18 protein-coding genes are annotated in these 22,948 nt (G+C 66.1%); 9 read left to right on the forward strand and 9 right to left on the reverse strand.

Annotation, left to right across the window (positions count from 1 at the left end):
• Positions 1-29: 29 nt before the first annotated feature.
• The gene (locus U4Y88_RS16905; protein WP_224008754.1) at positions 30-422 is read right to left on the reverse strand and encodes a hypothetical protein; all 393 of its coding nucleotides are present in this window, start codon (positions 420-422) and stop codon (positions 30-32) included.
• A gap of 467 nt (positions 423-889) precedes the next feature.
• On the opposite strand from U4Y88_RS16905, the gene U4Y88_RS16910 reads away from it, so the two are divergent.
• Complete coding sequence (locus U4Y88_RS16910) at positions 890-1,801, forward strand: glycosyltransferase family 9 protein (protein ID WP_224008752.1); 912 nt, start codon at positions 890-892, stop codon at positions 1,799-1,801.
• 56 nt (positions 1,802-1,857) lie between these two features.
• Here U4Y88_RS16910 and U4Y88_RS16915 read toward each other — a convergent pair whose 3' ends face one another.
• Together U4Y88_RS16915 and U4Y88_RS16920 are read right to left on the reverse strand one after the other, a co-directional pair.
• Positions 1,858-2,577, reverse strand: coding sequence for a response regulator (locus U4Y88_RS16915; RefSeq protein ID WP_321785186.1), 720 nt, complete (start codon positions 2,575-2,577; stop codon positions 1,858-1,860).
• Positions 2,574-4,082: an ATP-binding protein gene (locus tag U4Y88_RS16920; protein WP_310631647.1), complete on the reverse strand. Its 1,509-nt coding sequence runs from the start codon at positions 4,080-4,082 to the stop codon at positions 2,574-2,576. Before U4Y88_RS16920 ends, U4Y88_RS16915 begins: the two co-directional genes overlap by 4 nt.
• 274 nt (positions 4,083-4,356) lie before the next feature.
• On the opposite strand from U4Y88_RS16920, the gene U4Y88_RS16925 reads away from it, so the two are divergent.
• From U4Y88_RS16925 to U4Y88_RS16935, 3 genes are all read left to right on the forward strand, one after another.
• Complete coding sequence (locus tag U4Y88_RS16925; RefSeq protein WP_224008746.1) at positions 4,357-5,094, forward strand: response regulator; 738 nt, start codon at positions 4,357-4,359, stop codon at positions 5,092-5,094.
• A gap of 12 nt (positions 5,095-5,106) precedes the next feature.
• The gene (locus U4Y88_RS16930; protein ID WP_321785188.1) at positions 5,107-5,355 is read left to right on the forward strand and encodes a hypothetical protein; all 249 of its coding nucleotides are present in this window, start codon (positions 5,107-5,109) and stop codon (positions 5,353-5,355) included.
• Between the two features lie 84 nt (positions 5,356-5,439).
• Positions 5,440-6,585: a porin gene (locus tag U4Y88_RS16935; RefSeq protein WP_321785190.1), complete on the forward strand. Its 1,146-nt coding sequence runs from the start codon at positions 5,440-5,442 to the stop codon at positions 6,583-6,585.
• Positions 6,586-6,668: 83 nt separating this feature from the next.
• Here the strand turns inward: U4Y88_RS16935 and U4Y88_RS16940 are convergent, their stop codons facing one another.
• The 5 genes from U4Y88_RS16940 to U4Y88_RS16960 are packed head-to-tail and all read right to left on the reverse strand — an operon-like array spanning position 6,669 to position 14,173.
• Positions 6,669-7,913: an acyl-CoA dehydrogenase family protein gene (locus U4Y88_RS16940; protein ID WP_321785192.1), complete on the reverse strand. Its 1,245-nt coding sequence runs from the start codon at positions 7,911-7,913 to the stop codon at positions 6,669-6,671.
• 34 nt (positions 7,914-7,947) lie between these two features.
• Complete coding sequence (locus U4Y88_RS16945; RefSeq protein WP_321785194.1) at positions 7,948-9,369, reverse strand: NtaA/DmoA family FMN-dependent monooxygenase; 1,422 nt, start codon at positions 9,367-9,369, stop codon at positions 7,948-7,950.
• On the reverse strand, positions 9,366-10,607 hold the full coding sequence (locus tag U4Y88_RS16950; protein ID WP_321785196.1) for an ABC transporter substrate-binding protein: 1,242 nt from the start codon (positions 10,605-10,607) through the stop codon (positions 9,366-9,368). The genes U4Y88_RS16945 and U4Y88_RS16950 overlap by 4 nt, the downstream gene beginning before the upstream one ends.
• A gap of 57 nt (positions 10,608-10,664) precedes the next feature.
• Complete coding sequence (locus U4Y88_RS16955; RefSeq protein ID WP_224008736.1) at positions 10,665-11,366, reverse strand: ABC transporter ATP-binding protein; 702 nt, start codon at positions 11,364-11,366, stop codon at positions 10,665-10,667.
• The gene (locus U4Y88_RS16960) at positions 11,363-14,173 is read right to left on the reverse strand and encodes an ABC transporter permease subunit (RefSeq protein WP_321785198.1); all 2,811 of its coding nucleotides are present in this window, start codon (positions 14,171-14,173) and stop codon (positions 11,363-11,365) included. Before U4Y88_RS16960 ends, U4Y88_RS16955 begins: the two co-directional genes overlap by 4 nt.
• Here U4Y88_RS16960 and U4Y88_RS16965 point away from each other — a divergent pair.
• Positions 14,172-14,384 (forward strand): hypothetical protein, encoded by a 213-nt coding sequence (locus tag U4Y88_RS16965; RefSeq protein ID WP_321785200.1) that lies wholly within the window; start codon positions 14,172-14,174, stop codon positions 14,382-14,384. The two genes, U4Y88_RS16960 and U4Y88_RS16965, sit on opposite strands and share 2 nt — an antisense overlap.
• 335 nt (positions 14,385-14,719) lie before the next feature.
• Positions 14,720-15,817, forward strand: a complete 1,098-nt coding sequence (locus tag U4Y88_RS16970; protein ID WP_321785202.1) for a porin — start codon at positions 14,720-14,722, stop codon at positions 15,815-15,817.
• Positions 15,818-15,854: 37 nt separating this feature from the next.
• Here U4Y88_RS16970 and U4Y88_RS16975 read toward each other — a convergent pair whose 3' ends face one another.
• On the reverse strand, positions 15,855-16,472 hold the full coding sequence (locus U4Y88_RS16975; RefSeq protein ID WP_321785204.1) for a TetR/AcrR family transcriptional regulator: 618 nt from the start codon (positions 16,470-16,472) through the stop codon (positions 15,855-15,857).
• Positions 16,473-16,805: 333 nt separating this feature from the next.
• On the opposite strand from U4Y88_RS16975, the gene U4Y88_RS16980 reads away from it, so the two are divergent.
• From U4Y88_RS16980 to U4Y88_RS16990, 3 genes are read left to right on the forward strand one after another with little or no spacing between them, the layout of a single operon-like run.
• A complete protein-coding gene (locus U4Y88_RS16980) occupies positions 16,806-18,071 on the forward strand; it encodes an efflux RND transporter periplasmic adaptor subunit (RefSeq protein WP_321785206.1) in 1,266 nt (421 codons plus the stop codon).
• A gap of 9 nt (positions 18,072-18,080) precedes the next feature.
• Positions 18,081-21,323 carry an efflux RND transporter permease subunit gene (locus U4Y88_RS16985; protein ID WP_321785207.1) on the forward strand — a complete coding sequence of 1,081 codons (3,243 nt, stop codon included), beginning with the start codon at positions 18,081-18,083 and terminating at the stop codon, positions 21,321-21,323.
• Positions 21,320-22,780, forward strand: coding sequence for an efflux transporter outer membrane subunit (locus tag U4Y88_RS16990; RefSeq protein WP_321785209.1), 1,461 nt, complete (start codon positions 21,320-21,322; stop codon positions 22,778-22,780). Before U4Y88_RS16985 ends, U4Y88_RS16990 begins: the two co-directional genes overlap by 4 nt.
• The last annotated feature ends 168 nt before the right edge of the window (positions 22,781-22,948 follow it).

Genomic DNA, 22,948 nt, shown 5'->3' on the forward strand with positions numbered 1-22,948 from the left:
GGCTGATCGCGTTCAGCTTCGCGGCGCGCTCATTGCAGCCACGTCGGGCGCGAGGACAGCGCGGCTTCGTGGTCGGCGGCGCTTTCGAGTGCTTCGACGATGCCGGGAATCTGCTCGCACGGCACCGCGAACGACAGGCCGGCCGTCATCGACAGACGGAAGCGGATGACGAGATGACGCGTGCCGTCGAGCCGGCCGATCTCGCAGCCGCGCGCGTGCATGACGGTGAACGACGGCGCGGGCGTCTTCTCGATGCGCTGGATCTTTTCCATCGCATTGGGCAGCGCGACCAGCAGGTCGTTGAACACGGAGCGATGCAGCGCGGCCGTGGCGTTGCCGTCGTGAATCAGCAGGAATTCGCCGTCCGCGCTCAGGTCGGCTGAACTGATCTTGCGCACGACCGCCGTGATGTCTTCAGCCATGCGTGCGTGCTCCCGCCGTTTGCGCGGCGCGCGGCATGACGCGCTCGCGGTTCGAGAAAAGGGAATGGGACATCGCGGGCAACCTGCGTGATTCGATGGCGCCACGATAGACGATCGCGCGCGCGTCCAGGTTACGACGGGCGTGCGTTCTCTTAATGCATATTTCAGTAAGCTGCCTGTACGGTTCGCGAATGGCAAATCGCGGATCGCGCGCCGTCGCATCCGTCCCGCGGTGCGCCGGGCCGCGCGACGAGCGGTTCCTTTCAGTGTCATCCGCTGTAACTTTCATGTAACCGATGGAAGATTTCGTCGAGCTAAGCTCGCGCCCGTTCTTCTAACTCTGCGGGGCGGGTTTCGGCGGTCAGTCAGCCGCCGACGGGGCCGCTCCGACTGGAATTGCGATGCGAGTTTTGCAGCCGGCCTCTCACGCGGCCGTGATCCCTTCTCCCGCGCTCGGCGACTCTCGCATGAACGCCTTGCCGCAAACCCCCCGCCGCGTGGCCGTGCTCGCCTCGCACGCGCTCGGCGACACGCTGTTGCTGATGGTGATCGTGCGCAATCTGCAACGGCACGGCATCGAGGTCGCGGTGTTCGGACGCGCCGCGCATTCGCTGCGCGACTGGTTTCCCGATGTCGACATCCGCCCGCTGCCCGATGCCAGACAATTGCCCGGCGTGCTCGAAGCATGGGACGTGGTGTTGCAGATGCACGCGCATCAGCCGGTACCCAATGTCGACGCGCTGCACCCGCGCGTGCGCTATGTCGAGGCGCTCACGGAAGACCCGCTGAACCGTCCGATGTTGCAGCGTTTCGCCGAGTTCTGCGAACGCGAATTCGGCGTGCACGACGTCGGCACGCACAACGGCATCGTGCCGCTGCCCGGCTTGCAGCATCGCGGCCACGTGCGCCGCGTGGTGATTCATCCCGAGGCGAGCACGCTCGACAAGCGCTGGCTGCCGCGCCGTTTCCTGCGCCTCGCGCGCCGTCTCGAACGCCAGGGTTACGACGTCGCCTTCGTGATGTCGCCCGACGAATTGAATCGCTGGAGCGAGCCGCTGCTCGGCCGCTTCGCGGTCCATACCTTCGCGAATCTGAACGACCTGGCGGCGTGGGTCTACGAGAGCGGCTGGTTTATCGGCAACGATTCGGGCATGGGGCATCTCGCGGCCAACCTCGGCATTCCCACGCTGAGCCTGTTCCGCCGCCGCGCGGTCGCGCAGCGCTGGCGTCCCGCGTGGGGCAATGCGCATATCGTGCTGCCGTGGCAATGGGTGCCGACGGGGCGCCTCAAGGAGCGCTTCTGGCGCGAGTCGCTGACGTGTGCGCGCGTGCTGTCCGCGTTCGCGCGCATGGCGAAAAGCGAGGCGTCATCGATGTGATGCGTTTGATTGATGCGGATGCATCAATCATCCATCAAGCGCACATCAGGCAAACATCAATCGTTCACCGGCACCAGTTCGAGCCGATACCCCACGCCGTAGATCGAGCGCACCATGTCCTGATCGGGACGGATGCCCTGGATCTTGCGGCGCAGATTCTTCACATGCGAGTCGATCGTGCGGTCGGCGACCACGCGATGATCGTCGTAGAGCGCGCGCAGCAGATAATCGCGCGCGTAGATGCGGCCCGCGCCCGCGTGCAGCAGCGCGAGCAGACGGAATTCGATCGGCGTGAGATGCAGGTCCTTGCCGTCGAGGCGCGCCGCGTGGTGCGTCACGTCGATCGAAAACGGCGACGGCATCTCGCCCGCATCTTCCTGCTGCGCGCGCGCGAACAACTCGGCGCGGCGCAGGATCGCCTTCACGCGCGCCACCACTTCGCGCGGGCTGAACGGCTTGCAGACGTAATCGTCGGCGCCCAGTTCGAGGCCCAGCAGACGATCGATTTCATCGACGCGCGCCGTGATGATCATCACCGGCACCGGCGAGAACGTGCGCAATTCGCGGCACACTTCGAGGCCGCTGCGGCCCGGCAGCATCAGGTCGAGCAGCACCATCGAGGGCGCATGCTCGCGCACCCAGGGCACGACGGCGCGGCCATCCGCGAGGACGTGGGTCGCGAAATCTTCCTTGGCCAGATAGTCGGCGAGCAGCGCCGCGAGCTTCGGTTCGTCTTCGACGATCAGGACGGAAGGCCGTGTAGTCGGTTCAATCATTGTGTGTACAGGCGAGGAAGTTGGACGAGGACGCGCAGGCCGCCGATCGGCGAGCGCGACGCCTCGATGGTTCCGCCGTGGGTTTCGACGATGCGTTTGCAGAGCGCGAGACCGAGGCCCGCGCCGCCGCTTTGCCGGCTGCGCGAAGGGTCGACGCGGAAGAAGCGGTCGAACAGATGCGGCAGCAGCGGGGCGGGCACGGGCGGGAACGAATCCTGGAAGTCGACGCTCACGTGCTGGTCGTCGGCGTGGATCGCGACAACCACGCGGCCGCCGGCATTCGTATAACGCAGCGCGTTTTCCAGCAGGTTTTTCCAGAGTTGCGTGAGGCGGTACGGGTCGCCCGAGAGCGTGGCGTGGCCGGGACCGGGAACGAATTCGAGCGCGATCTGCTTGGCCGCGAGGCGTTCGCGGAACGCGTCGCACGAGGCCTCCACGATCGGCACGAGATCGAGCGGCACGGTCTCGAACGAAAGCTGGCCGATGTCGGCGAGCGAGAGTTCGTAGAGGTCGTCGATCAACTGGCTGAGCATGGCGACTTCGGCTTGCAGCGAGGCGATGGTGGCCGCGTCGGGGCGGCGCACGCCGTCCTCGATCGCTTCGAGTTCGCCGCGCAGCACCGAGAGCGGCGTGCGCAATTCGTGCGAGACGTCGGCGATGAAGTCGCGCCGGTTGCCCTCGGCTTTTTCGAGCGAGGCCGCGAGCCGGTTGAAGTCGTTGGCGAGCATCTGCAATTCGTCGCTGCCCTTGGCGGGCACGCGCGTCGCGTAGTCGCCGCCCGCGAGCCGGTGCGTGGCCGTGACGATGCGCTTGACCGGCGTGAGCAGCGTGCGCGCGAGCACGATCGAGACGGCCGCGGACAGCAGCGCCGTGAAGCCCACGATGATCCACGTCGCCTGAAGCTGGCGGTTCTTGAAGCGCTTCTCGGCCTGGTTGATGAGCGAGATCGGGCTCGCCACGGCGAGCCAGCCGACGGTTTGTCCGTTGACTTTGAGCGCCTGGCGGTCGGCGTCGGGCGGCGGCGGCGGGCCTTCGCTCACGATCGCCTTCATGTGCTGGTCGTAGAGCACGAACGGCGGGCGGTGCGGGCGCATGTGGTCGTCGAAATCCGGGCCGCCGGGCGGCGCGTTCTTGCCGCCGTCGCCCCGAAAGCCGCCGGGCGGCGGGCCGTCGGGCGCATGCGAGCCATTCTGATCACCCGGACCGCCCGGGCCGCCGGGACCGCCGGGTCCACCCTGGCCGGGCGGCTCGCCGGGCGGCGGCCCGTCGTCGAATGGCCGCTGGTGCGCGTACTTCTCGCTCGCGAAATCCCAGTTGCCGTGCTCGGCATAACCGGATTGCAGTTCGTTCACGAGCGAGGCCTGGTCGGCGGCGCTCTGCTCCTGAAGGAAGTCGATGAAACCGAATTCGAAACTCGTGCGGACCGCGACGCCCATGGCCACCGCGACCAGCACGCAGGCCGAAAGAATCGCGAGAAAGAGTTTGGAAGTGATACTGGCTTTCATGAGTGGCCCAACGGGGACGGATCGGCAAAGCCGACGGTTATCCGGTGGAATGGCGGTGTGAGATCTAATCGGTGTATTCGGTTTAATAGCCGCTATTTTCCACGAAGCGTACGGTCAGGACCGCATTGCCGGTGCGAATTCACATTTTCTCCAGATTTCCCATCTTTTTCCTGCACTTTTGTTCCGTATGATCCACCCCGTCGAATCGCGGCTGCTGGGTCCCAGCGCGTGATGCTTCAGTGGCTTTCAGCTTGACCTAGTGGGGGACGGATCGATGGACATTCATGTGCTGGTAGTGGAGCCCGATGAGGCTTACCGCGACAACCTGCGCGGCTATCTGCAACGCCAGCAGATCACCATGTCGGTGCTGTACGGCACCAAGGGGCTGGAGCAGCGCCTCGCGCGCGAGATGCCCTCGCTGATCCTGATGCGCCACGACACGCGCGACGTCAACGGCATCGCCGCGCTGCGCAGCCTGCGCGAATGCGGACATTCGGTGCCCGTGATCATCGTGAGCGAAAGCGGCGATGTGGCCGACAAGGTGCTGGCCTTCGAACTGGGCGCCAACGATTACCTCGTCGATCCGTTCGATCCGCGCGAACTGCTTGCGCGCATGCGCCACGCGCTGCGCTGCAAGATCGACCTGCCCGATGCGCCGCCGAAAAAGGCGCGCTACGAATTCGACGGTTTCGAACTCGACGCCATCGACAATCAGCTGTTCAAGAACGGCTCGCGTATTCCCGCGCCGCCGCTCGCGCTCGCGGTGCTCACGGTGTTCGCCGCGAACCGCATGCGTCCGCTTTCGCGCGAGCGCATTCTGAGCCAGCTCGACCGCAATTCGCAATTGCACGCGCGCAGTCTCGATGTGATCGTGTTTCGTCTGCGTAAATTGCTGGGCTTGTCGCCGTGCGGCCGCCAATATATTCAGACGCGTTATCGCGACGGCTATGTATTTTGTCCCGACGACGCGTTTCTCAGCGTAGGCGGCGTGGCGGTGGAAGCGAGCGCCTGAAGATGTTGAGCGATGGCGGAGTCGTCGTCATCGCGCCACATAAAAAGCGGAAAACTCACTTTAGAAAAGCTGAATAGTGCGCGTGAGCCGGGTTTCATGCGCGCATTTCAGGCGCATTGTTCAACGTCGCGCATCGTGTGGAAACGCCTGACGCAAAACGCGTTTTTCGCATCGGCCATCTCGCGCTCCACGCACGAAAAACGCATTCCCTCCAGCGTGAAATGCAATTCAAAAAGCGCGCAAAGAGCTTCGATTAAATGATGCGTTAGAAAAGCGATAGCCCCTCCCTAGCATCGATCAGACCTTGCACACCGCAAGGCTTGATACACGCTTTAGGGGTTCCGCTTGAAAACTAAAACATGGCTCGGCGCATTGACCGCCGCGCTGCTCTCATCGCACGCCTTCGCACAGAACTCGGTCACGTTGTACGGCATGATCGACGCCGGTCTCATGTACACCAACAACGTGAGCAAGTCCGGCCATAGCGGCGCACTGTTCCAGGCCACCAGCGGCAACATCAACGGCAGCCGCTTCGGTATTCGCGGACGCGAATCGCTCGGCGACGGCGTCACCGCATTGTTCGTGCTCGAAAACGGCTTCAACGTGCAGAACGGCAAGCTCGGCCAGGACAATCGCCTGTTCGGCCGCGAAGCGTGGGCCGGTCTCGCGAGCGAGCGTTATGGCTTTGCCGCCGTGGGCCGTCAATACGATTCGGTCGTCGATTACGTCGCGCCGCTCTCGGCCGAAGCGGGATCGTTCGGCAAGACGAGCTTCGCGCATCCGTTCGACAACGACAACCTCGCCGACACGCTGCGCTTCAGCAACGCCGTCAAATACGCGAGCCCGAATTTCGCGGGCCTGCAATTCGGCGGTCTCTACGCGTTTTCCAACGACACCGACTTCAGCGAGAATCGCGCGTGGAGCGCGGGCGCGCGCTATACGCACGGTCCGTTGAGCGTGGGTGCGGGCTACTTGCAGATCGATCGCGCGGGCAGCACGAGCACGGGCGCGGTCGACGTCAGCGAATCGGCGGCGAACGGTGTGGGCGGCTTCACGTTGTCGGCGGCCGTGCAGCGCGTGGCGGCGGGCGCGATCCGTTACGCGGCGGGCGGCGCGTCGCTGGCCTTCGTCTATTCGCACAGCCAGTTCGAAGGCAGCACGGCGTTCGGCTCGGCGGGCGGCGACGTCCGCTTCGACAACTACGAACTCAACGGCCAATATCCGCTCGCGAACCATCTGAAGCTCGGCCTCGCTTACGTCTACACGGATGGTCACGTGTCGGACAGCAGCACCTACGGCAGCGATCCGAAATGGCAGCAGGCCGACGCGCAACTCGTCTATTCGTTCTCGAAGCGCACCGACGTGTACTTCGAAGGGATCTATCAGCACGTTGCGGGACATCGTTACGTGGCGTTCATCGATACGGCGGGCGGGGCGTCCTCGACCGCGACGCAGGTGGTCGCGACCGTGGGGCTGCGCACGCGGTTCTGATCGCCCGCGCCGATCGACGTCGATGAACGCCGATGAGCGGCGACGTGGATCGCCCCACGTCGCCACGTTTGCGCAGCGTGCCGCTACGCGATGCCGATCCGCCATTGCCCCGCGGGCAGCGTGCCCTTCACCGCGAACTCGCCCACGATGCGGTCCTTGTAGATGCGCGGATTGTGCGAAGTGATGGTGCGCGCGTTGCGCCAGTGACGGTCGAGCGCCTGCGGGCGCAGCGTGGCGGACGCGCCGAGCGCGTCGAACACGTTCGCGGTCGCGTCCAGCACGAGTTGCGAGACTACGGTCTGGGCCTGCCAGATTTCGATTTCGGCCTCGGCAATCGCGGCGGTTTCGTGCGCCTGGCCCACCGCGCGCTCGGCGCGTTCGAGCGCGCGCGCCGCCTGCGCGACCGCCGCGCTCGCGGTCCACGCATGCGCGCGGATGCGGCCGATCACCTGCAACACCTGGGCGTCGTCGGCGGGACGCGCGGCCGGCGCGTGGCTGTAGCTGCGCGTGCGCGCCGCGACCAGCGCCGCCGCTTCGTTGGCCGCCGCGCGGTTGATGCCCGCGAGCGTCGCCAGATGCACGAGCTGATAAAAGCCCTCGGAATACGCGAAGGGCGCGCGTTCGGCGACGATCTCGCGTGCTTCCACGGGCACGTCGGTGAAGCGGCTCGTGCCGCTCGCCGTGAGGCGCTGGCCCATGCCGTCCCAGTCGTCGATCACCTCGACGCCGGGCGCGCGCCGGTCGATCGTCAGCGAAATCGCCGTGCCGTTTTCATCGCTCGCGCCGATATGAATCCAGTCCGCGAACAGCGAGCCGGTCGTGTAGAACTTCGTGCCGTTCAGACGCCAGCCCTCGGGCGTGCGCGTGACGCGCGTCGAGAACTGCGCCTGCTTCGCCTCGCCGGTCTCGGACCACGCTGCGCCCGCAATCGCCCCGTTTGCCAGACGTTCGAACCATCGCGTCTGGCGTTCCGGCTCGCTCGCGAGAATGTGTTCGACGAAGCCGAAATGCGCGCGCAGCGCCTGAGTGAGATTCGATTCCGCTTCCGACAATTCGATCAGCAGTTCGAAGAATTCCGGCAGGCTCAGGCCGAGCCCGCCATGCTCGCGCGGCACGCGCGCGGCGGTGAGGCGCGTCTCGCGCAGCCACTCGATCGCCTCGAAGGGCAGCGTGCGTTCGGTTTCGCGCGCGGCGGCTTGCTCGCGGATGCGCGCGAACAGCGGGCGGAACGTTGTGGCGATCTCCGCATAGCGTTCGGGAAGCGGCTCGCCCCAGGCGGGGCCGGTGACGATGCCGGGCGGCAGCGGCGCGGTGCGGTCTTGGCTCATGTCGATAGACTCCTTGATGGGTTGGACGCGTGGGTCAGGCAAGCGAGGCGGAAAGCGATGCGGCGCCGTGCTCCGCCCAAGGCCGCAGACGACGCGCCGGATGGCGGTCGGGCAGATGCGGCCCGTCGCGGAACAGCTTCTCGCGCAGCGTGCCGGGCGCGTACTCGCGCTGCATCAGGCCGCGCTTTTGCAGCACGGGCACGACGTGATCGACGAACTCGCTCCACCAGCCGAGCGTGGTCACGGGCACGACGTTGAAGCCCGCGACGCCCGCGGCGGCCCAGCGTTCGATTTCGTCGGCGATCTGCTCGGGCGTGCCCGCGAACTGCGCGGAAATGGTCTTGCGCAAGGCGTCGCCGAACGTGACCACGCCTTGCGGCGCGGCGTCGATGAACGCGCGCACGCTGCCGCGCGTGCCGTTCTGCTCGCGCAGTTCGGTGAGCGGCGTGGCCGGGTCGATGGTGGTCAGATCGACGCCGATGCTGCCGCTCCAGAACACCGCGAGCGCGTCGAGGCTGAACGAGTCGAGAATCTCGGCGCGGCGTGCTTTCGCTTCGGCTTCAGTGCTGCCGATCACGGGCGAGAGCATGACGATCGCGCGGATATCGTCGGCGTGACGGCCGGCGGCCACGGCGCGGCGGCGCAGATCGGCGAGATCGTTGGCGGCGCTTTCGGGCGTGCGCGAGGGCAGGAACGTGACTTCCGCATGGCGCGCGGCGAAGTCGCGGCCCGCTTCGGACGAACCCGCCTGGAACAGCACCGGCGTGCGCTGCGGCGAGGTCCGCACGAGATGCGGACCGGCCACGCGATAACGCGCGCCCACGTGATCGATCGCATGCAGTCGCGCGGGATCGACGAGCGTGTCGCGCGCGGCGTCGGCGACCCACGCGCCGTCTTCCCAGCTCGCTTCCCAAAGCTTGTAGACCACTTCCGCGTATTCCTCGCCCCAGACGTAGCGCTCGTCGTGCGGCGGCAATTTGTCGAAGCCGTAGTTGCGCGCGGTGTTGTCGAGATAGGACGTGACGATGTTCCAGGCCACGCGTCCCTCGCTCAGATGATCGAGCGTCGAGAGCTTGCGCGCGAAGCTGAACGGATGCTCCTGGATCACCGAACTGGTGACCGCGAAGCCGATATCGCGTGTGGCCGCCGCGAGCGCGGAAACGAGCGCGGCCGGATCGTGCGAGGGAAACTGCATGCCGGTGCGCGCGGCCTGCTGCCATTGACCGTTCGAGGTTTCGTAGAGGCCCGCGACATCGGCGAGAAACACCACGTCGAAGCAGCCGCGCTCGGCCGTTTTCGCGAGTTCGATCCACGGTCCGAGCTTGTGGAAATCGAGCTGATGCTGACCTTGCGGATGACGCCAGAACCCATGGCTATGATGATTGGGCGTGATGTGCGCGAACGCGTTGTAAATCAGCGGACGGCGCGCGCCGTTCAAATGCGAGTATTCGCTCATTTTCCGGTGGCCTCCGCGATCTGTTGTTTGCTCCAGGGCTGCACCGGCGTTTTCTGCCACGCGCTGTACGGCACCGCATCGTCGACGACTTCATGGCCGTCCTGCACGTGGCCCGCATAAGCCCAGATGTTTTCCTGGCGCGGCATGCCTTCGACCGGCGCAACGGCCGTGAAGTCGATTGGATGCAGCACGTCGGTGGTGAACTGCTTGTCGTTCGTGACGTAGTCGCGGAAGCTGTCCACGGTCACGTTCGGCAGCTTGCGCGCGATCTGCGCGAAGGTCCACACGGCGAGCCAGTCGGTCGTGGTCGAGCCGTCGGTCGGGCCTTTCACGTCGTGATGCGGGTCGTATTTCGCGAGCTGGCGCTCGTATTCGGCCCACGTGGGAAAGCGCTTCGCGTCCTCGCCTTTTTCGAGCGCGAGCGAATTCGGAAACGGCGCCTTGCTGAGCGCGGCGATGGTGGCGTCCTCGATCACGTTGTTGCTGCTCACGAACGGAATCGTCAGGCCCTGCTGCGCGGCGGCTTCGACCAGCAGCGTCTGCTGCTCGGGCGGGTAGAGCATGCCGCCCCAGACGTCGGGCTTGAGCGCCTTGATCTTCGCGATGTATGGCGCGAAGTCGGTGGTCGCGGGCGGCACCTCGACGATCTGCACGTCGCTCACGCCCGCCTGCGCGTAGCCGAAGCGCGCCGTCTGCTGATAGGTCTTGTTGCCGAGCATCGACACATAGACCGCGCGCTTCGCGCCGAAGCGTTTCGCGCCCAGATACGTGCCTTGCGCCGCGCCCGCCGCGTTGAGCGCGGTGATGAACGAAAGCGGATTGCGCACGTCGGACGGGTCGCTGCCCATCGGGAACCACGCGGCCATTTTCTTCGCGCGCAGGATCTTGTCGACGCCGTTCGCGCTGCTGCCGCCGATCAGCGTGATCGCGCCTTCGTCGGCGAGTCGGCGTGCGCACGCGAGGCTCGCGGCGGGCTGGCCCTTGGTATCGCAGATCTCGACCACGAGCTTGCGGCCGTTGATGCCGCCCTGATCGTTGACGGCGCGCGCGGCGATCTGCGCGACGCGGCCCGGATCGGTGACGGCGAACGGCGAGCCGCTCTGCGCGATGATGAAGCCGACCAGCACGGGCGGCTGATCGGCGGCCTGGGCCGTATCGACGGCCGCGCCGAATGCGGCGGCGAGGCCGAGGCTCAGAGAAAGGGCGAGCGCACGAGGGCGCGGAAAGCGTGATTTCATGCTGGCGGAAGCGGTGAGAGTTGAACGTGTTGAGCGGAGTGTCGATGCGCGAAGCGTTCAGACATCGACGGCGTGACCGAGATAGATCCCTTCGATTTCCTCGGCGCGCGCGAGCAGTTCGTCGCGGCGCAAATGCAGCTTCACGACGCCCTCGGCCACGATGGCCGCGTGCGTCGCCATGCGTTCGGCGATATGGATGTGCTGTTCGACGGCGAGCACGGCGGTGCCGTCCTGGCGTGCGCGTTCGACCACGGCGTCGACGAGTCGACGCGCCATCGCGGGACTGAGGCCGAACGTCAGTTCATCGAGCAGCACCACGCGCGGACGGCGCAGCAGTGCGCGCGCCACGGCCACCATCTGCTGCTCGCCGCCGCTCAACTGCCCGGCGCGCACGTGCAGGCGCGCTTCGAGTTCGGGGAAGATATCGAGCAGCGCGTCGGGCGCGAGATCGGCGAGCCGCATGTTCTCCGCGACCGTGAGCGAGGCGAACAGGCTGCGCCCCTTGATGACGAGGCCGGTGCCACGACGCGCGCGCGTGTGCGGCGCGCCCGCGAGCGGCTGGCCGTCGAGCAGGATCTCGCCTTCGACTTGCGGCAGGAAGCCCGCGACGGCAAGCAGCGTGGTGGACTTGCCCGCGCCGTTGCGGCCGAGCAGCGCGACGATCTCGCCCGCATGGACATCGAGCGTGACGTCGCGCAGGATCTGGCGGCGGCCATAGCCCGCGCGCAGACCGCGCAGACTCAGAACGGGCGTGCTCATGCGAGGGCTCCTTTGCGGATGGGGTCGTGCGTATTTGCTTCGATATCCTGATGGATTTCGATTTCAGCGATCTCGTCCGCATCGAGCGGATCGCCCAGATACGCGCGCCGCACGGCGGGCAGACGCAGCACCTCGGCGGGCGTGCCGCGCGCGATCACGCGTCCCGCGTCCATGACGATGGCGGCGTCGCAGGTGGCGAGCACGACGTCGATGTTGTGCTCGACCAGCAGGATCGCCACATCGAGTTCGCGCGCCGCGCGCCGGATCACGCCGATCGCATGCTGGCGCGCCTCGGGGCTCAGCGCGGCGGCGGGCTCGTCGAGGCAGAGCACGCGGGGACGCGCCGCGAGCGCGCGGGCCAGCGTCACGCGCGCCTGCCAGCCGAGCGAGAGCGTGTCGGCGGCAGCGTCGAGATGATGGACGACGCCCGCGACCTGAGCGGCTGCATGGACGGTCTGTAGCGAACGACGCGGCGCGAGGCCGAACGGCGCGGCGAACCACGCCCAGGCGTCTTTCGGCTCGGCGGCGGTTTCGAGGTTCTCGCGCACCGAGAGGTCGTCGAACAGCAGATGGTCCTGGAACGTGCGCGTGAGGCCGTGCGCCACGCGCTGCTGCGGCGCGAGCGCCGTGACGTCGACGCCTTGCACGCGCACGCGGCCCGCGCGCGCCGGAACGAAACCGGTCAGCGCATCGACGAGACTGCTCTTGCCCGCGCCGTTCGCGCCGAGCACGCCCAGCACTTCGCCGGGGGCGATGCGCAGGCTCACGCCGTCGACCACCACGGTGTCTCCGTAGGCCACGCGCAAGTCCTCGACTTCGAGCGCGACGGTGTGGGCGTCGGCATCGGCGGGCGCGCGGCTCAGGCTGTCGCGCAACGCGTGCGTATCGAGTGTGGGCTGCGCGTGCTGGACGCGCGGCCACTGCACGAGTGCGCGAATCGGCTTGCGCCACGCGTCGGGCAGATGCGCCACGCCGCGCAGGATTTGCGCGACCACGCCGTCCGGTTCGCTGATCAGCACGAACACGAGATTGAGCGCGAGCACGAGCGCGACCCAGTCGTTGATCGTGCCGCCGAACGAGAGCAGTTGCGCGAGCGCGCCGCCCGGCGCGAATACGCCCGCGAGCACGCCGCCGAACAGATAGCCCGCGCCGGAGAGCACGGCCATGCTGAGCACCGCGAGCGAATCGGCCCATGCGTAGCCTTCGCCGAAACGCTGGCCGCCGACCGTGCCGCTCTGCGCGGCGAGCAGCGCGCCCGCGAGTCCGGCGAGCGCGGCCGAGAGCACGAAGGCCGCGATCTTCGCGTGCGGCACGGCCACGCCGCACGCGGCGGCGGCGCGTTCGTTCGAGCGCATCGCGAGAATGCGGCGGCCCGCGCGGCTGCGCCGCAGCGCGGCCACGGCGAGCGCGGCCAGAGCCGTCACGCCCCACGCGAGCAATGCGAAGCGGCGCGGGTCGAGCGCGTTGTCGAACGAGACGCCGAACAGCGAGATGTCGCCGATGCGCCAGCCCTGCACCCCGTTGACGAAGCGGTCGGACGTAAAGACCCAGGTTTCGAGGATGGCCGCGATGGCGAGCGTCGCGATCGTCAGGCCGATGCCGCGTAGGCGCGCGCTCGGCAAGCCGATGGCGAAGCCGGCCGCGCCCGCCGCGAGCGCCGTGCCCGCGAGCGTCGCGCCGAACGGCGCGCCATGCTGCCCGAGCCAGCCCGCGAACAGCACCGAGGCGCCCGCGAGGCCGAGCGGCAGCAGGCTCACCTGGCCCGCGTAACCGGTGGAGACCACGACCGCGAGCCCGATCAGCGCGAAGATCGCGGTGAGCGCGAGCGTGTCGGACCAGTAATCGGGCAGCGCGTAGACGAGCGCCGCGAGCGTCGCCGCGCCGAGCGCGAGACCGAACGGACTCACGCGGCCGCTGCCGACGCGAAAGAGGCGCGGCGTGTCGAAGGTGCCGCGTCCCGGCAGATTGCGTCCGCTGATCACCAGCGCGACGAGCGTGACGAGATAGGGAATCGACTTGCCGAGCCCTGGCTCGATCGACAGACCGATCGCGAGCGATTCCGCCACGCCCGCCGCGACGGCCACTGCGAGCGCCACGCCGAAGCGCCGGAAGCCCGCGATCAGCGCCGCACCCAGCGCGGGAATCACGAGGCTGCTCAGCGAGTTCGGGCTGAGCGCGGTGATCGGCGAAAGCAGGATGCCCGCGAGCGCCGCGAGCAGCCCGCTGATGCCCCACGCGGCCGCGCCCCACGGATGCGGCGAATAGCCGAGCGCCTGCGCGCCGAGCGGACTGTCCTGCAGCGCGGTCGTGGCGTGGCCGAAGCGCGTGCGCTCGAACAGCAGCGTGAGCAGCACGGTGAGCGCGACCGCCGCGCCGAGCAGCACGAGCGCGAGATACTGCACGTGCGCGCCGAACAGCGTGGTGCCGCCCGAGACGAGGAAGCTGTCCACGCGCTCCTGCTGATTGGTCCAGACGATGCGCACGGCCGCTTCGAGCATCAACAGCAGGCCGAGCGTGACGAGCGTCTTGGTGGTGGTCGACGCGCCCACGAGACGCCGCCCCACGAAGGCGTAGAACGCGATGCTGACCGTCACGCCCGCCGCGATGCCGAGGCCGATCGCGGGCCACAGCGGCACGCCCGCGTGCGCATGCAATTTCCAGAACGCGTAGGCGGAGGCCATGCCGATGCCGCCTTGCGCGAAGTTGACCACGCCGGTGCCGCGATACACGGCCACGAGTCCGAGCGCGACGAGCGCATACGCGCCGCCGGTGCTGAGCCCGAGCAGCGCGTAATCGATGAGTGCCATGAGCGAATGCATGATCAGTGCGCCAATGAAGCAGGCCGGACGGCGGTTGCCGCGACGGAAAGATCTGTTTGCATGTCGATATCTCCAGGGCAGCGCCGGAAGCGGCAGGTTGAACGGTGGAAGCGCCGGCATCGAAGCGGGATTGCCGGCTGGATCAACCATTATGTTCAGCGAACGATTAATTCAAAACCGCCAATTTCTGAAAAGCTAAAGAGATATCGGCGCTTGGCTCGCGTGGCGCGTTTGTGATAACGCGTGGCGTGCGTCGAGCGAAAAAATTCTTCGTAACAGAAGCGGCATCGCACTGCGCAGAAAGCAGATAAAAAGCCTGAAAACGCAGCGCTATTCATGTTCATGCGCGCGAGAACGTTGCTATCGCAAGCAAATAATCGGCGTTAACCGGGGCTTCGGTAAATTGCATTGCGAAGCAGTGCCGCGTTCATTTGATTCGGAGATTTGCTGCTTTGCCGATTGTCGTTTTTCACTGAACAATCCTGTCGGCTTTTCGGCTTCATCCCACGAAACTGATCGACAGGAGTCCTGGATTTGAATCGCACGATTTGGTTGACGGCGTCGCTGACGACGCTGCTGGCGGCAAGCGCCGCGCATGCGCAAAGCAGTGTGACCTTGTATGGCCGGCTCGATACCGGCATCGAATATATGAGCGGCGTGCCGACGAGTAACGGCAGCGCGTCGCGCTGGCGCGCCGAGAACGGCGACTTCAGCGCGAGCATGTGGGGGCTCAAGGGCGTGGAGGATCTGGGCGGCGGGCTGAAGGCGCTGTTTCAGCTCGAAGGTGCGCTGAATGTCACGAACGGCGCGGGCCCTGGTGACGGGCAATTGTTCAATCGCCTCGCGTTCGTCGGTTTGGGCAGCGAGCGTTACGGCACGGTGTTATTCGGCCGTCAGTTCTTTATTGCCAACGGCGTGTGGGATTTCGATCCGTTCGGGCAATCGGCGTGGGCGTCGGGGTCGCTCGTGCGCGGCAGAAATTGGCCCTCGTCGAGCAATACGATTTCGTATCAGTCGCCGAAATACGCGGGCTTCGATTTTTACGGGCAATACGCGCTGTCGAATGCCACGAACTGGAACGGCAATGGCACGACGGCGCAAGGCCGCGAGGCGGGCGCGCAAATCACCTATACGTCGGCGTTATTCCAGTTGCGCGGCATTTACGACGAAATCCGCGATCCGGCCAATGGTCAATTCGACGATCCGTTCACGGCCTCGCGCGAATACACGGCCGCGCTCAATGTGTTTCTCGGGCCGTTCAAGATTCAGGGCGCGTATCAGGCGATCCGCACCTCGGGCGGCAGCGCGACGGCGGGCGTCGCGCCCACGACGCTCGATCACGAATGGGGCGGCGTGACGTGGCGCATCTCGCCCGCTGCCGCGTTGATCGCGGCGGTCTATCACGTCAACGCGAACAAGGGCGGCGGCAACGCGACAATCTATACCGTGGGCGGCTCGTACAACCTCTCGACGCGCACGCTGCTCGACTTCCAGGTGGCCAGCGTGCGCAACAGCAGCAGTGCGAACTTCTCGCTCAACGCCAACGCGGCGGGCACGGGCGCGGCGAGCGGCAATCCGATCGCGGGCGCGTCGCAGACGGGCGTCTACGCGGGCATTCAGCACGTGTTCTAACGGTGTCGCTACATAAACCGCACACGTCGCGGGCGCATCATCTCGCCGATGACGCGCCCGCCGCATAAGCAGCCATAAACACGTCCACGGCGCGGTTCACCACCGGCGTGAGTTTCGCGCGCGACGTCTTCACCTCGTAGCCGAGCAGGGCGAGTTCGACCAGTTCGGCTTCGATCAGCGCGAGCAGATGGCGCGCGGCGACTTCCGGCTCGCACGGGCGCATCGTGCGCGCCTCGATGGCGCTCGCGAGGAAGTCGCGCACATGCATCAGACCCTGCTGCGGACCCGTTTCGTAGAGCACGCGCCCGACGTTCGAGCGATCGACCTCTTGCACGCAGAGGCGGCGCGTGAACAGAAACGAGGGTTGCAGCACCGCGTTCAGATAATGCAGACCGAACGCGGTCAGCGACTCGCGCAGCGGCACGTCGAGCGTCAGGCGGTCGAACGCCTGGCGGATTTCGGAGCCTGCGCGGCTCGTCATTGTTTCAGCAAATAACGCCTCTTTCGACTCGAAATAGCTATAGAGCGTGGCCTTCGACGCGCCCGATCGCGTGGCGATTTGCGTCATCGAAGCCTGCTCGAAGCCGACCTCCCGAAACACGGCCAGGGCAGCGTCGATAATGGATTGGCGCTTTTCTTCCGTTTTCTTTCTCATGCGGACTCCGGTCCCGATCCCTCTGACTCGCACCTTCCCGCGCTCGTCTGCATCGTCGCGCCGTGACGGTGACGATTTGAAACATCTGCGTGACGGCGCAAGCCTGTAATCGGATTGACAGCGATCATGGGTTCAATTATAAACCATACCGTTCAGTTTAGTTATTCGGAATTGCAGCGCGAGTCTGGAATTCAGGGTTGGAACGGGATGAGCGGGCACCGGGCTGCCGTTCAAAGCCTTCATTTCCCCTTGTTCGATCCTTACTGATTCTTTCCTCGCCGCATTGCTCCGCGCCTCGCCCGGTCTGGAGCATCAACGTATTCGATGGGATCTATGCCGCAACTCAAACCTACAAGCCGTGGAGCCGCGCACACGCCGCGCTGGCTCGCCGCCGCGCTCGTTTGCGCGTCCGTGCTGGCGATCGCCGGTTGTCAGCGCCACGGGGCCGACATGCCCGCCGCGCAAGCTGTCGATGTCGGCGTGCGCACGCTCGCGCCGCAACGCATCGTGATGACGGCGGAACTGTCCGGGCGTCTGTCCTCGCTGAAAGTGTCCGACGTGCGCCCGCAGATCGGCGGCATCGTGCAGAAACGTCTGTTCGTCGAAGGTTCGGACGTGAAGGCCGGTCAGGTGCTCTATCAGATCGACCCCGCGACCTATCAGGCGACCTACGATCAGGCGCGCGGCACGCTCGCGAAGGCCGAGGCCACGCTGGCGTCGGCGAAAACCAAGGCCGACCGCTACGCGCAGCTCGTGAAGATCAACGCCGTGAGCGCGCAGGACAACGACGACGCCATCGCCGCCGTGCGCGAGGACGAGGCCGACGTGATCGCGGACCGCGCCTCGCTCGAATCGGCGCGCATCAACCTCGGCTATACGCGGATTACCGCGCCTATTTCCGGGCGCATCGGCTCGTCGTCGGTGACCGAGGGCGCGCTTGTGACGTCCGACCAGACCACGGCGCTCGCGACGATTCACGCCTACGACGAGATGTATCTCGACGTGACGCGTTCGAGCGCCGACTGGCTGCGTCTGCGCAAGGCGTTCGCGTCGGGCCGCATGAAGCGCGCGGGCAACGGCGCGGCCGTGCAGCTCGTGATGGAGGACGGCACGCCTTACACGCACACGGGCGTGCTGCAGTTCTCGGGCATCACCGTCGATGCCACCACCGGTTCGGTCACGCTGCGCACGATCTTCCCGAATCCCGAAGGCGAATTGCTGCCGGGCATGTTCGTGCGCGCGCAGCTCGACGAAGGCGAAAGCGCGAGCGCGCTGCTGGTGCCGCAACTGGCCGTCACGCGCGCGTCGGACGGCGCGGCGAGCGTCTATGTCGTCGATGCGACGGGCCACGCGAAACAGGTTTCGGTGCAGGCCGACAGCGCTTACGGCGATCAGTGGGTCGTCACGAGCGGACTGAAGGCGGGCGACCGCGTGATCGTCGACGGCTTGCAGAAGGTGCAGGCGGGCGCGGCGGTGCATGTGGCCGCGGATTCGGCTTCGGCATCGGCGGCATCGGCTGTATCGGCTGCATCGTCGGCGGCATCGGCAGGTTCGGCGGCGAATGCCGCCGCGTCGTCGCCGGCCGCGAAGGCATCGTAAGGAGGGCGCATGGCAGGTTTCTTTATCCAGCGCCCGATCCTCGCGTGGGTCATCGCAATCGTCATCATGCTGATTGGCGGCGCGGCGACCACCACGCTGCCGATCGAGCAATACCCGACCATCGCGCCGCCTTCGGTGCAGGTCACGGCGACCTATCCGGGCGCATCCGCCGACACGGTCGCGAAGACCGTCACGCAGGTCATCGAGCAGAAACTTTCGGGCATCGATAACCTGCTCTATATGTCGTCGACGAGCAGCGGCGCGGGCCAGGCGACCATCACGCTGACCTTCAAGCCCGGCACCGATCCCGACATCGCGCAGGTGCAGGTCCAGAACAAGGTGACCCAGGCGAGCGCCTCGCTGCCCGAAACGGTGCAGGAGCAGGGCGTGCAGGTGGCGAAGGCGTCGAGCGACTTTCTGATGATCGTTGCGCTGTCCTCGCCGGGCGGCACGCTCAATTCCATCGATCTCGGCAACGTGATCGCCACGCAGCTCGAAGACCCGCTCACGCAGATCAACGGTGTGGGCGACGTGACGCTGTTCGGCGCGCAGCACGCCATGCGCATCTGGCTCGATCCGGTCAAGCTGCGCAGCTTCGGTCTCACGGCTTCCGACGTGACGACCGCGGTCACCAACCAGAACGTGCAGCTCTCCGTCGGCGAACTCGGCGGCGCGCCCGCTACGGACTCCCAGGCAATCAACGCGACGATCTCCTCGTCGAGCCTGCTGACCACGCCCGAGCAGTTCGGCGACATCCTGCTGCGCGTGAACAGCGACGGCTCGAAGGTGCGCGTGAAGGACGTCGCGCGCGTGGAAGTGGGCGGCGATTCGTACGATACGTCGTCGCGTCTCGACGGCAAGCCGGCCTCGGCGCTGGCGGTCAAGCTCTCGACCGGCGCGAATGCGATGGCGGTCGCGAAGGCCGTGCGCGCGAAGCTCGTGGAATTGCAGCCGCAACTGCCGAAGGACGTGGCGATTGCGTATCCGTACGACTCCACGCCCTTCGTGAAGATCTCGATCGAGGAGGTCATGAAGACCCTCTTCGAAGCGGTGATCCTCGTGTTCCTCGTGATGTATCTGTTCCTGCAGAATCTGCGCGCGACGCTGATTCCGACTATCGTCGTGCCGGTCGCGCTGCTGGGCACGCTGGGCGTGATGTCGGCAATCGGCTTCTCGATCAACGTGCTGTCGATGTTCGCGATGGTGCTGGCGATCGGCCTGCTCGTCGACGACGCCATCGTGGTGGTGGAGAACGTCGAGCGCATCATGGCCGAGGAAAAGCTCGACGCGAAGGCCGCGACGAAGAAGGCGATGGGCCAGATCACCGGCGCGCTCGTGGGCGTGACCACGGTGCTCACGGCCGTGTTCATTCCGATGGCGTTCTTCTCGGGCTCGACTGGCGCGATCTACCGGCAGTTCTCGGTCACCATCGTCTCGGCGATGGTGCTCTCGGTGCTGCTGGCGATGACGCTCACGCCCGCGCTGTGCGCGAGCCTGCTGAGCCCGGCCGCCGTCGAGCATCACGAACGGCGCGGTCTGCTCGGCGCGTTCAACCGCTTCTTCACGAAAAGCAATGCGCGCTACAGCAACACGCTCGCGCGCGTGGTTGCGAAGCCGGCGCGCTGGATGCTGGGCTACGCGCTGATCGCGGGCGTCGTGGGCATTCTGTATGTGACGCTGCCTTCCTCGTATCTGCCTGAAGAAGACCAGGGCTCGATCATGGTGTCGATCTCGGCGCCGGTCGGTACGCCCGCGTCGAAGACGGTCAAGACCGTCGAAGCCGTCGAACAGTATTTCCTCAAGCAGGGCGCGGTCTCGCACGTGATGGCCGTGAACGGCTTCAGCTTCAACGGGCAAGGGCAGAACAACGCGCTCGCATTCGTGCAGTTGAAGGACTGGAGCGTGCGCGGCTCGAACGACAGCGCGCAGGCGGTGATCAATCGCGCGAACGCCGCGTTCGCAGGCAATCGCGACGCGCAGGTCTTCGTGATGAACGAGCCCGCGATTCACGGTCTCGGCACGCAAAGCGGGCTCGACTTCGAAATCGAGGACCGCGCGGGCCAGGGCCACGACAAGCTGCTCAAGGCGCGCAATCAGTTCATCGCGCTGGCCGCGAAGGAACCGGCGCTGTCGATGACGCGCGCCGCCGGTCTCGAAGACACGCCGCAGCTTTACGTCGATATCGACCGTGAAAAGGCGAGCGCGCTCGGGTTGTCGATTTCCGATGTCGATTCGACGCTGTCCACCGCGTTCGGCTCGTCGTACGTGAACAATTACATCGATACGGGCCGCATCCAGAAGGTCTATGTGCAGGCCGACGCGCCTTATCGCATGATGCCGAACGACGTGGGGCAGTGGTATGTGCGGGCGGATTCTTCGTCGTCGTCCTCGTCTTCGTCTTCTTCGTCATCGAGTTCTTCTTCGTCGTCGAGTTCGTCGTCCACTTCGACTACGAGCACGTCCGGTTACGACAGCCAGATGGTGCCGTTCTCCGCGTTCGCTAAAACGCGCTGGACCTTCGGCCCACCGCAGATCGAGCGCTACAACCGCGAACTCGCGATGGAAATGAGCGCGCAACCGGCACCCGGCGTCAGCACGGGCCAGGCCATGGCCGCCGTCCAGAACATCGCGAAGCAATTGCCGACCGGTTTCGGCATCGAGTGGACTGGCCAGTCGTATCAGGAAGTGCTCGCGGGCTCGCAGGCGACCTACCTGTATGCGATTTCGCTGATCGTGGTGTTCCTCTGTCTCGCGGGCCTTTATGAAAGCTGGTCGGTGCCGATTGCCGTGATTCTCGTGGTGCCGATCGGCGTGCTCGGCGCGCTGCTCGGTGCGCATATGCGCGGCCTTTCGAACGACGTCTACTTCAAGGTCGGCCTGCTGACGACCATCGGTCTCGCGACCAAGAACGCGATTCTGATCGTCGAGTTCGCGAAGGATTTGCAGGCGCAAGGGCGCGGATTGGTGGAGGCCACGCTCGAAGCGGCACATCAGCGTTTGCGTCCGATTCTCATGACGTCGCTGGCGTTCGTGTTCGGCGTGCTGCCGCTCGTGGTGAGCACGGGCGCGGGCTCGGCCGCGCGTCACGCGATCGGTACCGGCGTGGCCGGCGGCATGATCGCGGCCACCGCGCTCGCGATCTTCTTCGTGCCCGTGTTCTTTATCGTCGTGCGCAAGCTGTTCAAGGAGCACGGCGATGTCCGCAAGGACGATGCAGACGGCAAGGCTCAGTCTGCGAAGGATTCCGAATGAAATTGAAGCTTTTATCCGTGCTCTGCGCCGTTGCGCTGAGCGCGTGTTCTCTCGATCCCGCTTATCAGCGGCCCGCCGCGCCGGTCGATTCCGCATGGCCGACGGGAACGGCTTATGAAACGAGCGCTTCGGCGGCGTCGGCGGCGTCTGCTGCCACCGCGCCTGCCGCGCCCTTCGCCGCCGATGTCGGCTGGCGCGATTACTTCAAGGACCCGCGCCTGCAGAAGCTGATCGCGCTCGCGCTCGACAACAATCGCGATCTGCGTGTGGCCGCGCTTCAGGTGGCCGAGTACGAGGCGCAGTACCGCATCACGCGCGCCGCGCTCGCGCCGACCATCGACGCGGGCGGCTCGATCACCAACACGCGCAGCGACGGCGCGATCAGCCACTCGAATACCGCGTCGGTCGGCACGACCTCGTGGGAAATCGACTTCTTCGGCCGTCTGCGCAGTCTCAAGCGCCAGGCGCTGGAGAACTATCTGTCGAGCGATGCGTCGCGCACCAGCACGCAGCTTTCGCTGGTGGCCGACGTGGCGACCGACTTCCTGCAACTGCAATCCGACGAAGCGCTGCTCAAGGTCGCGACCGACACCGTGGCCGCTGACCAGAGCACCTACGACCTCACGGTCAGCATGATGAAGATCGGCAGCGCGTCGTTGCAGGACGTGCGCGAGGCGCAGACCTCGCTCGCGAGCGCGCGGGCGAGCATGGCGTCGTACACGCGCGCCGTCGCGCAGGATCGCAACACGCTGAGCGCCGAAATCGGCTGCGCGCTGCCCGACGATCTGAGCAGCGGCCCCACGCTGCTCGACAGCGACGCGATGTTCGCCGATGTCGACGCGGGCGCGCCCTCGGACCTGCTCACGCGCCGCCCCGACATCATCGAGGCCGAGCACACGCTCAAGGGCGCGAACGCGAATATCGGCGCGGCGCGCGCGGCGTTCTTCCCGAAGATCGAGTTGACGGCATCGGCGGGCGCGGCGAGCACGAGCCTGTCGCAACTGTTCAAGGCGAGCACGGGCGCGTGGAGTTTCGCGCCGTCGATCACGATGCCGATCTTCGACTACGGCAGCAACAAGGCGTCGCTCGACGTCGCGAAGATCGAGAAGGATATCGATATCGCCGACTACGAGAAGGCTATTCAGACCGCGTTCAAGGAAGTGGCGAATGCGCTGGCGGGCCGCGCGACGTATGTCGATCAGGTGGCGGCGGATCGCGATTACGTGCAGTCGGCACAGGATTACTACGATCTCGCGCAGGCGCGTTACAAGACCGGCACCGACAGCTTCCTGACCGTGCTGACCGCGCAGCGCACGCTGTATACGGCGCAGGAGCAGCTCGTCACCGATCAGTTGGCGAAGCTGTCGAACCAGGTCACGCTGTATAAGGTGCTGGGCGGCGGCTGGTCGGCGGAGAGTGTGCAGGCGGGGACGGCGACAGAGCAGGCGAAGAACTGAGAGTCCCTTGGCACGGCTTGGACAGACACTGCGTGTCGCGCAACGCGACGCACGGCAGTCGGGTACGAGGCGCGTACGTGTCGCGCCTCGTACGGTGTCTCGTGAGTTCAGAAGGCGCTGCCTCCTTACTGTATCGATCTGGCTTTAGCCGCGAATCCGTCGAATCGA

It is taken from the genome of Paraburkholderia sp. J94, from assembly GCF_905220285.1.
Taxonomy (GTDB): domain Bacteria; phylum Pseudomonadota; class Gammaproteobacteria; order Burkholderiales; family Burkholderiaceae; genus Paraburkholderia; species Paraburkholderia tropica_A.